This window comes from Allobosea sp. GW821-FHT03A12, from assembly GCF_058986765.1.
In genome coordinates this window covers 37,621-50,207 of record NZ_JBYSVZ010000005.1, presented here as the reverse complement: position 1 = coordinate 50,207, position 12,587 = coordinate 37,621, and the positions used below count along the sequence as shown (strand labels likewise).

At 67.6% G+C, this 12,587-nt stretch carries 12 protein-coding genes; 6 read left to right on the top strand and 6 right to left on the bottom strand.

All coding sequences use genetic code 11. The features are described from left to right. Positions 1-33: 33 nt before the first annotated feature. From otnK to AC3WLC_RS18815, 6 genes are all read right to left on the bottom strand, one after another. A complete protein-coding gene (gene otnK, locus AC3WLC_RS18840; RefSeq protein ID WP_493685454.1) occupies positions 34-1,299 on the bottom strand; it encodes a 3-oxo-tetronate kinase in 1,266 nt (421 codons plus the stop codon). Between the two features lie 137 nt (positions 1,300-1,436). Beyond that, positions 1,437-2,573, bottom strand: coding sequence for a CaiB/BaiF CoA transferase family protein (locus tag AC3WLC_RS18835; RefSeq protein WP_493685453.1), 1,137 nt, complete (start codon positions 2,571-2,573; stop codon positions 1,437-1,439). An 18-nt stretch (positions 2,574-2,591) separates the two neighbouring features. Next, entirely contained in the window at positions 2,592-3,866 is a 1,275-nt protein-coding gene (locus tag AC3WLC_RS18830; RefSeq protein WP_493685452.1) for a TRAP transporter large permease, read from the bottom strand. After that, complete coding sequence (locus AC3WLC_RS18825; RefSeq protein ID WP_493685451.1) at positions 3,850-4,359, bottom strand: TRAP transporter small permease; 510 nt, start codon at positions 4,357-4,359, stop codon at positions 3,850-3,852. Before AC3WLC_RS18825 ends, AC3WLC_RS18830 begins: the two co-directional genes overlap by 17 nt. A gap of 65 nt (positions 4,360-4,424) precedes the next feature. Then, on the bottom strand, positions 4,425-5,444 hold the full coding sequence (locus AC3WLC_RS18820) for a TRAP transporter substrate-binding protein (RefSeq protein ID WP_493685450.1): 1,020 nt from the start codon (positions 5,442-5,444) through the stop codon (positions 4,425-4,427). Between the two features lie 107 nt (positions 5,445-5,551). Further along, positions 5,552-6,511 (bottom strand): SMP-30/gluconolactonase/LRE family protein, encoded by a 960-nt coding sequence (locus AC3WLC_RS18815; RefSeq protein ID WP_493685449.1) that lies wholly within the window; start codon positions 6,509-6,511, stop codon positions 5,552-5,554. A 194-nt stretch (positions 6,512-6,705) separates the two neighbouring features. Here AC3WLC_RS18815 and AC3WLC_RS18810 point away from each other — a divergent pair, with 194 nt between their 5' ends. The 6 genes from AC3WLC_RS18810 (at position 6,706) to AC3WLC_RS18785 (ending at position 12,587) form a co-directional block, all read left to right on the top strand. Continuing rightward, positions 6,706-7,650 carry a LysR family transcriptional regulator gene (locus AC3WLC_RS18810; RefSeq protein ID WP_493685448.1) on the top strand — a complete coding sequence of 315 codons (945 nt, stop codon included), beginning with the start codon at positions 6,706-6,708 and terminating at the stop codon, positions 7,648-7,650. An 80-nt stretch (positions 7,651-7,730) separates the two neighbouring features. Then, a complete protein-coding gene (locus AC3WLC_RS18805; RefSeq protein WP_493685447.1) occupies positions 7,731-8,666 on the top strand; it encodes a hydroxymethylglutaryl-CoA lyase in 936 nt (311 codons plus the stop codon). A 108-nt stretch (positions 8,667-8,774) separates the two neighbouring features. Continuing rightward, the gene (locus AC3WLC_RS18800; RefSeq protein WP_493685446.1) at positions 8,775-9,839 is read left to right on the top strand and encodes a sugar phosphate isomerase/epimerase family protein; all 1,065 of its coding nucleotides are present in this window, start codon (positions 8,775-8,777) and stop codon (positions 9,837-9,839) included. Next, positions 9,836-11,026 carry a Gfo/Idh/MocA family protein gene (locus AC3WLC_RS18795; RefSeq protein ID WP_493685445.1) on the top strand — a complete coding sequence of 397 codons (1,191 nt, stop codon included), beginning with the start codon at positions 9,836-9,838 and terminating at the stop codon, positions 11,024-11,026. The genes AC3WLC_RS18800 and AC3WLC_RS18795 overlap by 4 nt, the downstream gene beginning before the upstream one ends. A gap of 9 nt (positions 11,027-11,035) precedes the next feature. After that, a complete protein-coding gene (locus tag AC3WLC_RS18790; RefSeq protein WP_493685444.1) occupies positions 11,036-11,707 on the top strand; it encodes an SDR family oxidoreductase in 672 nt (223 codons plus the stop codon). Positions 11,708-11,711: 4 nt separating this feature from the next. After that, a complete protein-coding gene (locus AC3WLC_RS18785) occupies positions 11,712-12,587 on the top strand; it encodes an SMP-30/gluconolactonase/LRE family protein (protein ID WP_493685443.1) in 876 nt (291 codons plus the stop codon).

Sequence of the window (12,587 nt, the reverse complement as noted above, 5' to 3'; positions counted from 1 at the left end):
AGTGCAAACGCGACAGGCCGCGACACGATCGCGCTACTTCAGCAAGCTCCATGCCTTGAGGAAGAAATCAGGCGCGCCGAAATTCCCCGACTTCAGCGCCACCACCATGTCAGGCCCGTCGACGACGCGGGTCCACGGCACGCCGGGATCGATCTCGGGGCCGATTTCCAGCGTGCGGATGGAAAGCCCCTGCACGACCGCGCCGGAAGTCTCGCCACCGGCGACGAGCAGGCGAGTGACGCCGCCAGCGTTCAGCAACCGCGCCAGCTCGGCGAAGGCGTGCTCGACGATCTCGCCGGCCTTGTTACGGCCGAGCTTGTCCTGCACCGAGGCGACCTCGGCCGGGTCGTCGCTGGAGTAGGCGAGGAAGGGCTTGTCGGCCGGCTGCGCCAAGGCCCAATCTGCCAGTTCCTTCGCCGTCTGCTTGCTGCTGGCCAGCGCCAGCGGGTCGACCTTGAGCGCGGGAATGCCGGCCGCGAGCGCAGCCTTGATCTGGCCGCGCGTCGCGGTCGAGCAGCTGCCGGAGATGATGCCGGCGCGGCCGGCCGACGCTGAGAGATGCGTCGCGGTCTCACGCCAGGGCAGCAGCCCCGCCTTTCGGAAATTCTCGGGCAGGCCCATGGCGATACCGGAGCCGCCGGTGAGCAGGACATGCTCGGAAATGGCTTCGCCCAGCACCATCAGATGGCCGTTGTCGAGCGCATCGGTGACGACATAGCGCACGCCGTCAGTCGCCAGCTCGGCCAGGCGCTTGCGCACGGCAGCGGCGCCCTGATTGACGGCGGCATAGGAGGCGAGCCCGACCTTATGCGCGGTCTGCGCGCCCATCAGTCGCATCAGATTGGAATCGCGCATCGGCGTCAGCGGGTGGTCCTTCATCGAGCTCTCGTGCAGCGGCACCTCGCCGACGAAGAGATAGCCCTGGAAGATCGAGCGGCCATTGGCCGGAAAGGCCGGGCAGACGATCGCCTGATGGGCATTGAGGCGCTGCATCAGAGCGTCCGCCACCGGGCCGATATTGCCCTTGGCCGTCGAATCGAAGGTCGAGCAGTATTTGAACAGGATCTGCCGCGCCCCGGCCGCGAGCAGCGCCTCGCAGGCGGCGAGCGAATCCGCCACGGCCTCGGCGACGGGATTGGTGCGCGATTTCAGCGCGACGACGACGGCGTCGGCCTCGGGCAGCTCGGCGCCGGCAGCGGGGGCACCGATGACCTGGACCGTGCGCATCCCGGCGCGGTTCAGCATCAGGGCGACGTCGGTCGCGCCCGTCATGTCGTCGGCAATCACACCCAGCAGCATCGTCAGACCTTTCCTTGGCGCACCGCCACGACCCTGTGCGCGGTGCCCGGCAAGATCTTGCATACCAGAAGCGATGCGGACGGCGACAGCCCCACGTCGCGCCGCCGCCATGCAGATGCGGGCTGCGGCGGGTCAGCTCAACGGCTCGTGCCGCTGTCGACGAGCTCGGCCGTATGCTCGCCCAGGCGCGGCGGCGGACGGCGGACATGACAGGCACGGTCCCGCAGCTTGATCGGGAAGCCGAGCATCCGGACGGTGCCGTGGCCTGGCGTCGGCACGTCGATCGCCATCTGCTGCGCCTCGATCTGAGGATCCGAGAAGACGCCGCCGAGATCGTAGATCGGTCCGCACGGCACGCCGGCGGCGTTGAGCCGCTCGATCCAGTCGGCCGAGTCGCGCTCCCGCAGCTTCTCCTCGACCAGCCGCTGCAGCAGCGCGCGGTGCTTCACGCGGCGGAAGTTATCGGCGAATTCGGGATCGGCCTTGGCCTCCGGCAGGCCGAGCGCATCCATCAGGCGGCCGAAGAAGGCGTTGTCACTGGGCGCGATCGCGATCTGGCCGTCGCGGGTCCTGAACAGGCCGTAGGGCGAGGCGATCGGATGATCGTTGCCGGTCTTGGGCAGCACCTCGCCCGTGGCGAAATAATGCGAGGCGGTATAGGCGAGCAGGCTGACCATCGAATTGGTCAGGCTGACATCGACCTTCTCGGCGCCGCCATTGCGCTCGCGGCCCAGCAAAGCGGCGGTGACGCCGAGCGCGCCATAGAGACCGCAGACGAGATCGCTGATCGGCAGGCCGGAACGCAGCGGCGGATCGTCCTTGGCGCCGTTGACGCTCATGAAGCCGCTCATCGCCTGGGCGATGAAATCGAAGGCCGGCCGGTCGCGATAGGGGCCGTCGGCCCCAAAGCCGGTGATCGAGCAGGCCACGATGCCCGGCCTGATCTGCTGCAGGCGTTCCTCGTCGAAGCCGAGCCTGCCCATCACGCCGGGCCGGAAATTGTCGATCACCGCATCGGCCGTGGCGAGCAGCTGCTCCAGGCCGCGCTTGCCCTCGGCGGTCTTCAGGTCGAGCACGACCGAGCGCTTGTTGCGGTTGAAGGAGGCGTAATACCAGCTCAGGCCGTCGCGACCGGAGCCTTGCGTACGGAGCGGATCGCCCTCGGGCGGCTCGACCTTGATCACGTCGGCACCCAGATCCGCCAGCAGCATCGTGCAGAACGGGCCGGAGATGACGCGCGTGAGATCGACGATTCTTAGGCCGGTCAACGGCATTATGCAGCCTCTCGCAGATCAGAAGGAATTCGGCAGCCAGGTGACGATGCCGGGGAAAACGGAGATCAGCACCAGCACCAGCAAGGACCAGCCGAGGAAGGGCAGCAGCTGGACGGCGATGGGCCAGAGCGGGACGCGGCCGACCGCGCCGGTGACGAAGAGCAATAGGCCGATCGGCGGATGCAGCATGCCGATCATCAGATTCAGCACCACGATCATGGCGAACTGGATCGGGTCGAGGCCGAGCTGCGCCTGGATCGGCAGCAGGGTCGGCACGAACATGACCAGCGCCGGCAGCGGCTCCAGGATCATCCCGACCACGAACAGCATCAGGTTGACGATCAGCAGGATCACCAAAGGATCGTTCGACAGCGACAGGATGCCCTGCGAGATGCGCGTGGCGATGTGAGACTCGTTGAGCAGCCAGGAGAACGGCCCGGCTGCGGCCAGCAGGAACAGGATGACCGCCGAGGTCTTGCCGGCGGCAAGGAAGACCTCGCCCAGGCTGCGGATCTTGAGGTCGCGATAGATCGCGAGCCCGACGATCAGGGCGTAGACGCAGATCACGCCCGCGGCTTCGGTCTCGGTGATGACACCCGAGCGGATGCCGACGATGATCAGCACCGGCACCAGCAGGGCCCAGATCGAGCCGCGCGTGGCGACGGCGCGTTCCATCCAGGTCGCCGCCTCCTTGGCGGCATAGCCTTCCCGCCGCGCGACCCAGGCGCAGATCGCCATATAGCCGAAGAAGAGCAGCAGCCCGGGCACGACGCCCGCCAGGAACAGCTTGCCGATCGAGAGATTGGCCATGATCGCGTAGATGATCAGCGGGATCGACGGCGGCAGGATCGGCCCTAGCATCGCGCCGGCCGCGATGACGGCGGCGGCGTAGCCGGGCTTATAGCCTTCCTTCTTCATCGCCGGGATCAGGATGCCGCCGGTCGCCGTGGCGTCCGCGACGGCCGAGCCCGAGATGCCGGCCATGATCAGGTTGGTCATCAGCGCGACCTGCGAGAGGCTGCCGCGCAGATGACCGACCATGGCGGTGGACCATTCGATCAGGCGGCGCGTGACGCCGCCGCGGTTCATGATCTCGCCGGCCAGGACGAAGAGCGGCACGGTGATCAGCGCCGCGCTGTCGACGCCGGAGACCACCGTCAGCGGAGCCATGACCAGGTCGATGCCGCCATGCATGAGCATGCCGATCATCGCGGCCAGGATCATGGCGAAGCCGACATCGAGCCCTGCGACCAGCAGGCCGAAGAAGACGAGCGTGCTAATGATGATCAGCATGGTCGCTCACCGTATCGACGCCGAGCCGGCCGCCCAGCAGCGTGTCCGCCATGCGCAGCAGGAGGAAGATCACGAGCAGGACGAGCCCGGCGAGCAGCGCCCCGTACATGACGTCGTAGTAGAAGGGCGTGCCCATGATCGCCTGGAACGAGCCCACCTCCAGCAGCTGCCAGCCATTGACCAGCAAGGCGAGCGCGATGAGCAGCATCACCCCGTCCAGGAAGACGCCGGCGACGCGCCGGGCCTTCTCCGGCAAGAAATGCTGGATCAGCTCGATCCTGATGTTCATGCGGTCGCGGACGCCGAGCGCGAAGCCGAGAAAAGCCATCCAGACCATCCCGATGCGGGCGATCTGGTCATGCGCGTCGAACTGCGTCTTCAGCACGTAGCGGTCCGCCACCTGCCCGACAGTGAAGGTCAGCACCACGACGAGCGCCAGCACGACGAGAACCTTGACCAGCGTCTCCAGGATACGGACCGGCACCACCAGCATGCGCACGCCCTCCCCGCGAGCGGACGCAGCCGTCCGCCCTCCCGCCCCGGCATCCGAGAGAGCCATCAGGCGCCCTGCAATGTGCGCAGGCGGGCGACCATTCCCTTGGGCCACATCTTGCCGTCGAGCTCGTCCTCGACGCCTGCGACCGCCTTGCGGAAGGCGTCGCGATCAGGGACGACATAGGTGCAGCCGGCCTTCTTCAGGATGTCGATCGCCTCGGTGTCGAGCTCCTTGGTCAGCTGGGTGGTGACCTCGCCGGCCGCCCTCGAGGCCTTGCGGAAGATCTCGCGGTCGGCCTCGTTCAGCCCCTTCCAGAGACGCTCGGAGACGAAGAAGCCGACGAGCTCGTTGACATGGTCGGTGGCCGACCAGAACTTCGCCGCCTCGTGGAAGCGCGGCGGGATCGAGAGGTCGAAGCCGTTGTCCTGGCCGTCGACCGCGCCGCGCGAGAGCGCGCTGTAGATCTCGAGCATGCCCATCGGCGTCGACTGGGCGCCGAGCCGGTCGAACGTCGCACGCAGCATCGGGATCGCCGGGATGCGCAGGCGCAGACCCTTGACGTCCTCGGGCTTCATGATCGGTCCGCGCGTGCTCTGGATGGCGCGCGGCGAGCGCTGGCCCCAGGCGCCGAAGACGCGCACGCCCGCGCTCGTCGCCACCTTGTCGAACATCCCGAGCAGTTCGGGATCGGTGTTGAGGATCTTCTCGCCCCACTCCCCGTTCTTGAACAGATAGGGGACATACAGCACGTTGAACGCCTCGGCGCCGCGCACGAAGGAGATCGAGGACAGGCCGAAATAGGAGAAATCGACGGTGCCGAGCTGCATCGCCGAGAGCAGCTGGGCGATGTCGCCGAGCTGGCCATCGGTGTAGACGGCGACGGTATAGCGGCCCGCGCTCTCCGCCTCGACCACCTCCTTGAAGCGGTTCAGCGCCTTGTGCCAGGGGCTGTTGACCAAAGCGATGGTCGCGATCTTGAGCTGCCTGGCCTGGGCCCGCGCGATACTGGGCATGCCGATGGCGGCGCCGGCGCCGCCGAGGAGTGCGCCGCCCATCAGGGTCCGGCGGTCGATCCCGTTCATTGTCTTCCTCCCTCATATCGGCGGGGTTCGTTGCCCCGGTCCCGTTTTCTTGCTGTTGGTCTCGCCATGCCCGGGTCTCGCGCCGGAGAATGACGACGGCAGGCGCGTCAGAATCCCCAATGCACCGGCGGGGCGCCGGCGACCGGCGAGCGGAAGCTCGCCAGATGCGGCGCGAAGAGCGAGCCGAGATAGACGGTCTTCAGGTCCGGCCCGCCGAAGGAGATGCCGGAGAGGTTGCCGGCCGGGCGCCGCCCGCCCATGTCGAGATGGGCTCGGGTATAGGAGCCGTCCTGGAAGGCCGCCTCGACGGCGGCATTGTCGTCGGCGTCGCTGTCCTCGAAGATCACCTGCTGGACGCCGTCCGGGGTTGTGCGGATGACGCGGTTCGAAACGACGGTCACGGTCCAGACCGCCCCTTCCGCATCGAAGGCGAAACCGTCGGGGAAGCTGGCCGCGCCGTATTGCGCGAAGGTCTGGCGCGGGCCGAGCGAGCCGTCGCTCCTGATCGGATAGCGGCTGGTGCGCCGGGCGATGGTCTCGTTGACATAGAGCCATTCGCCGCTGGGATCGACGATCGCCTCGTTGGTGAAGCCGATGCCGTCGGCCACGACCCGGGCGCCCTTGTCGTCGATCAGGATGAGGTAGCCGTCGGCATGGCCCTTCTTCATCGACTGCTCGCGCGGGATCAGCTTGGTCGAGACGGAGACCCAGACCCGGCCCTTGGCGTCGAGCCCGACGAAATTGGTCGGCTCCAGATGCCGCCCTTCGATCTCCATCAGCCTGGGGGTCATGGTGCCGTCCGGCGCCATATGCCAGACGCCGCCTTCGGGGCCGAGATCGGCGATCAGGAAGCTGCGGTCGGGCATCACCGCGAAACCGTTGGGCAGGAAGCCTTCGGGGCCGTTCTTCGCCTTGATCAACTCGGTCTTGCCATTGGCCCGGACCACGGCGATGCCACCGCGTTTGTCGGGCATGAACAAGTCGCCGGAGCGGGTCGCCATGACGCACTCAGGGCGCGCAAGCCCCTCGCCCACGAAGGTGAGCGTGCTGGTATCGACGGAAAGCATCGTGACTCCCTGCAGACGTGACCTGACCCTAGAGCGGCTACCGCGGGCTGCCGGTGCCGCATTATGGTGCTTCGCCGCTGTTCGCTGCGGCGTTGAGGTGCGAGCCTATTCGAAGTCGTGCCGGCGAATAGTCGTGAATCGGAACGCCCGCGTTCTCATTCCGTGAACACACGGCCAAAGGAACGGGACCAGGCATGAACTTCCGGCCGGATCTGACCACACTACGCATGTTCCTGGCCGTCTATCGGCAGGGCAACATGACCAAGGCGGCCGAGCGCGAACACATCGCGCCCTCGGCGATCAGCAAGCGCATCCAGGATCTCGAGCTCGAAATCGGCGCGCCCCTGTTCTACCGCCACGCCCGCGGGATGACGGCGACACCGGCCGGCGAGGCGCTGGCGCGGCATACCGCCGGGCTGTTCGACGACGTCAACCGCATGGCGGCCGAGCTCAGCGTGTTCAGCGCCGGGGAAGAAGGCCAGGCACGCATCCATGCGCACCAGTCGGCGGCCGTGCAGCACCTGCCGCAGGAGCTCGCCGCCTTCCGCGCCGCCTACCCCAAGATCAAGGTGGCGCTGCGCGAGGAAACCAGCCCGAACGTGATCCAGTCGATGCAGGATGGGCTCGGCGACATCGGCATCTTCGCCGAGCATGCGCAACTGCCGGACGGGCTGCAGATCTACGAATACAAGCGTGACCCCCTCGTCGCGCTCATGCCGGCGGACCACCCGCTGGCCGCATGTCCTTCGATCACGCTGCCGGATCTCGCCGGCTACGATTTCATCAGCCTGGAGACCGGCTCCTCGCTGCAGGTCCTGGTGGTGAATTCGGCCGCCGAGGCCGAGGTGCGGATCACCAACCGGATCGAGGTGGTGACCTTCACGGCCGCGGTGCAGATGGTGCTCTACGGCTTCGGCGTCACGATCGTGCCGGCAGGGATCGCGCGTATCTACGGCTCGAACGACCGGCTGCGCAGCGTGCCTTTTTCCGACGCCTGGTCGGTGCGGCGGCTCATGATCTGCACGCGCGACGAGCCGAAGCTGACGGCGTCGGCCAAGCTGCTGCTGAACCATCTGCGCGGCCCCAACCCCGTGCCGCTGCATTTGCCGACGACGAAGGGCTCGCTTCCCAATCGATAATGGTCGCCAGCCGCGCCGCTCTCTAAGTCTCTTGCCCGAAGGTGGCACGCGCGAAGCATGCCCATGCCGGGAGGAACATCATGGCGAGTGTCGAAATCGTCGAGGTCGCGCCGCGGGACGGCCTGCAGAACATCGCCGCCTTCGTGCCGACCGAGTCGAAGCTCCAGCTGATCCACAAGCTAGTCGATGCCGGCGTGACGCGGATGGAGATCGGCTCCTTCGTCAGCCCCAAGGCGATCCCGCAAATGGCGGATATGGACGAGGTGGTCGCGCGCCTCGGGCCTCTGCCCGGCCTGCACAAGGTGGCGCTGGTGCCGAACGGCAAGGGCGCGCGCCGCGCCATCGCCGCCGGCATCGACGAACTGATCTTCGTGATCTCGATGTCCGACGCCCACAACATGAGCAATGTCCGGCGCCCGACCGCGGCCTCGATCGAGGACCTGAAGGCGACGCTGGCCGAGGTCGACCCCGAAGGCCGGCTGACCATCCGGGTCGGGCTGGCGACGACGTTCCATTGCCCGTTCGCAGGCACGATGGACGAGGACGCCGTGTTCAGGACGATCGGCGAGGTCGCGAAGATCCGTGGCGACATCGAACTGACGCTGGCCGACACCACCGGCATGGCCCTGCCCGACCATGTCGGCCGTATGGCGAAGCGCGCGCTCGCCGCCTATCCGACCACGCGCTGGTCGTTCCACGGTCATGACACCGCCGGCTTCGGCATCGCCAACACGCTGGCGGCCTACCATGCCGGCATCCGCTCCTTCGACGGCGCCGCCGGCGGGCTCGGCGGCTGCCCCTTCGCCCCCGGCGCCACCGGCAACATCGCCAGCGAGGATCTGGTCTACATGTTCGAGCGCATGGGCGTGGATACCGGCATCGACCTCGCCAAGCTGCTCGATGCGGCCAGGCTCGCCGTATCCTTCGCGCCGCAGACGATGGGAAGCCATGTGCTCGCCATGCCGCGCGAACGGGCCATGGCCGGCGGTGGCCCGGCGGCTGCCTGCGCAGCCTGAGCCGGCCGCGGCCTCCCCCGCAGCACGGCCTGGGAAACCTCGATCAACGCGCTTGCCCTCCCCAGTGTAAGCGCTATCATCCTTGCCAGCATGGCAAGGCATCGGGGTGTGACGCCGTTGAAGACCATTCGCGGCCCGAGCCTGTTCATTGCTCAATACCTCGGCCCGGCTCCGCTCTTTTCCGATATCGACGGCGTTTCCCGCTTCGCGGCACAGGAAGGCTTCAAGGCGCTTCAGGTGCCGGTCCACGACAGGGCGATCATCGACACGAAGCGCCTCGAAGAGAGCGGTTACATCGACAGCTGGCGCGCGATCGTCGAGCGCCATGGTCTGATGGTGAGCGAGATCGCGGCGCATCGCGCCGGCCAGTTGTTGGCGGTGCATCCGGCCTATGACGGAGTCATGGACGCGTTCGCCCCTGCCGAGCTGCGCGGCGATCCGGCCGCCCGCCAGCGCTACGCCGAACAGGAATTGCGGCGCGCGATCACGCTTGCGGCCCGTATCGGAGCCGGCAAGCTCGCGACCTTCTCGGGCAGCCTGCTCTGGCCGTTCTTCTATCCCTACCCACCCACCCCGCCCGGCCTGATCGAACGCGGCTTTTCAGCACTCGCGGCACGCTGGCGCCCGCTGCTCGATTACGCTGATAGCCTTGATGTCGACATCTGCTTCGAGCTTCACCCCGGACAGGACCTGCATGACGGCGCGACCTTCGCCGCCTTCCTCGACCGCGTCGACCACCATCCTCGCGCCAGGCTGCTCTACGACCCCAGCCACCTGCGGCTGCAGCATCTCGACTATCTCGGCTTCATCGACCGCTGGCACGAGCGGATCGCCGCCTTCCACGTCAAGGACGCCGAGTTCCGCCCGAGCCCGGATCGCGGCGTCTATGGCGGCTATGGCGACTGGATCGACCGCCCCGGCCGTTTCCGCAGCCCGGGCGACGGCGACATCGACTTTCGCGGCATCTTCAGCAGCCTGACCCGCTACGGCTATGACGGCTGGGCCGTGCTCGAATGGGAGTGCTGCCTGAAGAACGCCTTCGACGGCGCACGCGAGGGGGCGCGCTTCATCGCCGACCACATCATCCAGACCACGCAGCGCGACTTCGACGCAGGCATGCGCCGCGCCGCGCCGCCTGACGAGCTCGACCGCATTCTGGGGCTGAAACCATGAGCGAAGGTAATCCCGTCTTCACCGCCCTCGGGCGGCCGATCCGCTTGGGCATTCTCGGCGGCGCCCCGCCCTCGATGATCGGCCCAGCGCATCGCATGGCGGCTGCGCTCGACGGCCGCTTCAGCCTCGTCGCCGGCATGATGTCGTCGAAGCCGGAGCGCTCCCGTCGCGAAGGGCTCGCGATCGGCCTCGCCGAAGAGCGCTGCTATGGCTCGCTCGATGAACTGCTGGCGCGGGAGAAGGCGCGCCCTGACGGCGTCGAGGCCCTCGCCATCATCACCCCCAACGACAGCCACACCGCCTATTGCAAGGCCGCCTTCGCGGCCGGGCTCGACGTCATGGTCGAGAAACCGCTGTGCAACGATCTCGGCGAGGCGCGCGAGCTCGCCGCGTTGGCGCGCGAGAGCGGCGTCGCAGTGGCGCTGACACACACCTATTCCGGCTATCCGATGCTGCGCGAGATGCGCGCGCGCATCCTGGCCGGGCAGATCGGCGCCGTGCGTCTCATTCAGATCGACTACCTAGCCGGCGGCAATGCAACGCTGGTCGAGGCGACGCCCGAGGGCGCGGCGCGCTGGCGGCTAAACCCTGCGATCAGCGGCCCCTCGCTCATCCTTGGCGACATCGGCACCCATGCCCACCATCTCGTCGGCTTCGTCACCGGCGAGCCGATGGCGAGCGTTTCCGCCGAGGTCGGCACGCTGGTGCCCGGCCGCAAGGTCCACGACCTCGCGCAGATTCGCTTCCGGCAGGCAGGCGGCGCCCGCGGCCGGATCGAACTCAGCAATGCCGCCGCCGGTGCGTCGAACCTCTTCACCATCCGGGTCTTCGGCGAGACCGGCTATCTCGCCTGGAGCCATGGCGCGCCCAACGAATTGCTGCTGGGCCGGCTCAATGGCGACATCGTCGTGACCGGCGCCGGCCGCCCCGATCTCTCGGCGGCGGCGCGGGATGCGACCAGGCTGTCGCGCCCCGGCCATCCCGAGGGGCTGATCGAGGCGATCGCCAATCTCTATAGCGGCTTCGCCGACCTCATCCTGGCGCGGCGCGGGCTCAGGCCCGCCACCGACATGGCCCGCTTGACGCCCTCGATCGAGGACGGCGTCGCCGGCCTCGCCTTCGTCATGGCCTGCCTCGAAAGCTCTGCGGCCGGCGGCGCCTCCACTCCCCTCGCCTCCAGCCTCTAGCGGAATCACATGGCAACGATCGTCATCACCGGCTGCGACACCGGCCTCGGCGTCGAGTTCGCCCGGCAATACGCAGCCGACGGCCACAAGGTCTACGCGACCTGCCTTTCGCCAGAGACCGCTCAGGAGACCCGCGCGATTGTAGGCGATGTCGAGGTCAAGAAACTCGACATGACCGACCATGCCGGCATCGCAGCCTTCGCCGCTTCGCTCGGCGGGCGCCCGGTCGACATCCTCCTCAACAATGCCGGCATCGGCCGGCCGCACCCTCCCTTCGGCGAGACCGACTACGCCAATTGGCGGCGCATCCTCGAAACCAATCTGATCGGCCCGATGAAGCTGGTGGAGACGCTGGTCGAGAACGTCGCGGCGAGCGAACTGAAGATCATGGCCTTCGTCTCCAGCCGCATGGGCTCGATCGCGCTGAACCAGAGCGGCGGCTCCTATGCCTACCGCTCAAGCAAGGCGGGGCTGAACATGGTGATCAAAGGCCTCGCGGTCGACCTGGCACCGCGCCATATCAGCGTCATTGCCCTGCATCCGGGCTGGGCCGCGACCGAACCGGGCGGGCGCGTGCCGGTCGCGGAGAGCGTCGCCGGCATGCGCGGCGTGATCCATCGCGCCGGGCGGCACCACACCGGCATCTTCCAGACCTATCACGATCAGCCTTTGCCCTGGTGATACCATGAAGCCCGAGATCGAGACCGTCCTGCCCGGCCCCTTCGCTCTCGGAGAAGGCCCATGCTGGCATGGTGGCGAAGGCGCGCTCTATTTCGTCGATGCGCTCAGGCCGGCGATCCATCGCTGGCATCCGGCGGAGGGACTCGCCAGCTGGCCGATGCCCGCGATCGTCGGCTCCTTCGCCATCCGGCGCGGCGGCGGGCTGATCGCCTCGCTGCAGTCCGGTTTCGCCGCGGTCGACCTGACCAGCGGCGCGGTGACACCATTAGTCGATCCCGAGCCGGAGAAGCCTGCCAACGTCCTCAATGACGGCAAATGCGACAGGCGCGGCCGGTTCTGGTGCGGCTCGCGCGACGGCGCACTGAAGGAGCCGAGCGGCGCGCTCTATCGGCTCGATCCCGATCTCGGCGCCCGCCGCATGGACCAGGGCTTCATTGTCTCCAACGGCATCGCCTTCTCGCCCGACGACCGCACCATGTACTTCGCGGATTCGCGGGGCGAGACCGTGTTCGCCTATGATTTCGACATCGACAGCGGTGCCATCTCCAATCGCCGCGTCTTCTTCTCGACCCGCGAGATCGAAGGCCGCTGCGACGGCGCCACGGTCGACGCCGAGGGCTTCTACTGGTGCGCGCTGGTCCATGGCGGCAAAATCGCCCGGGTCGATCCGAAGGGGCGCTTCGACCGGCTGATCGACATGCCGGTCAAGCATCCGACCATGTGCACCTTCGGCGGCGACGGGCTCGACGTGCTCTATGTAACCAGCGCCGCCTCGATGCTGAGCGAGGAGGAGCGGGCCCGTACGCCGCAGGCGGGTAACCTCTTCGCCATCCATGGCCTCGGCGTGAAGGGCCTGCCGGAGCCGATGTTCGCGGGGTGA

What these genes read in the sequence shown, in the direction of transcription:
- AC3WLC_RS18795 (WP_493685445.1), top strand. Translation starts at nt 9,836, where the DNA reads ATGAGCGAAGGTAATCCCGTCTTCACCGCCCTCGGGCGGCCGATCCGC.
- AC3WLC_RS18815 (WP_493685449.1), bottom strand. Translation starts at nt 6,511, where the DNA reads ATGCTTTCCGTCGATACCAGCACGCTCACCTTCGTGGGCGAGGGGCTT.
- otnK (WP_493685454.1), bottom strand. Translation starts at nt 1,299, where the DNA reads ATGCTGCTGGGTGTGATTGCCGACGACATGACGGGCGCGACCGACGTC.
- AC3WLC_RS18785 (WP_493685443.1), top strand. Translation starts at nt 11,712, where the DNA reads ATGAAGCCCGAGATCGAGACCGTCCTGCCCGGCCCCTTCGCTCTCGGA.
- AC3WLC_RS18830 (WP_493685452.1), bottom strand. Translation starts at nt 3,866, where the DNA reads ATGCTGATCATCATTAGCACGCTCGTCTTCTTCGGCCTGCTGGTCGCA.
- AC3WLC_RS18825 (WP_493685451.1), bottom strand. Translation starts at nt 4,359, where the DNA reads ATGCTGGTGGTGCCGGTCCGTATCCTGGAGACGCTGGTCAAGGTTCTC.
- AC3WLC_RS18810 (WP_493685448.1), top strand. Translation starts at nt 6,706, where the DNA reads ATGAACTTCCGGCCGGATCTGACCACACTACGCATGTTCCTGGCCGTC.
- AC3WLC_RS18790 (WP_493685444.1), top strand. Translation starts at nt 11,036, where the DNA reads ATGGCAACGATCGTCATCACCGGCTGCGACACCGGCCTCGGCGTCGAG.
- AC3WLC_RS18820 (WP_493685450.1), bottom strand. Translation starts at nt 5,444, where the DNA reads ATGAACGGGATCGACCGCCGGACCCTGATGGGCGGCGCACTCCTCGGC.
- AC3WLC_RS18835 (WP_493685453.1), bottom strand. Translation starts at nt 2,573, where the DNA reads ATGCCGTTGACCGGCCTAAGAATCGTCGATCTCACGCGCGTCATCTCC.
- AC3WLC_RS18805 (WP_493685447.1), top strand. Translation starts at nt 7,731, where the DNA reads ATGGCGAGTGTCGAAATCGTCGAGGTCGCGCCGCGGGACGGCCTGCAG.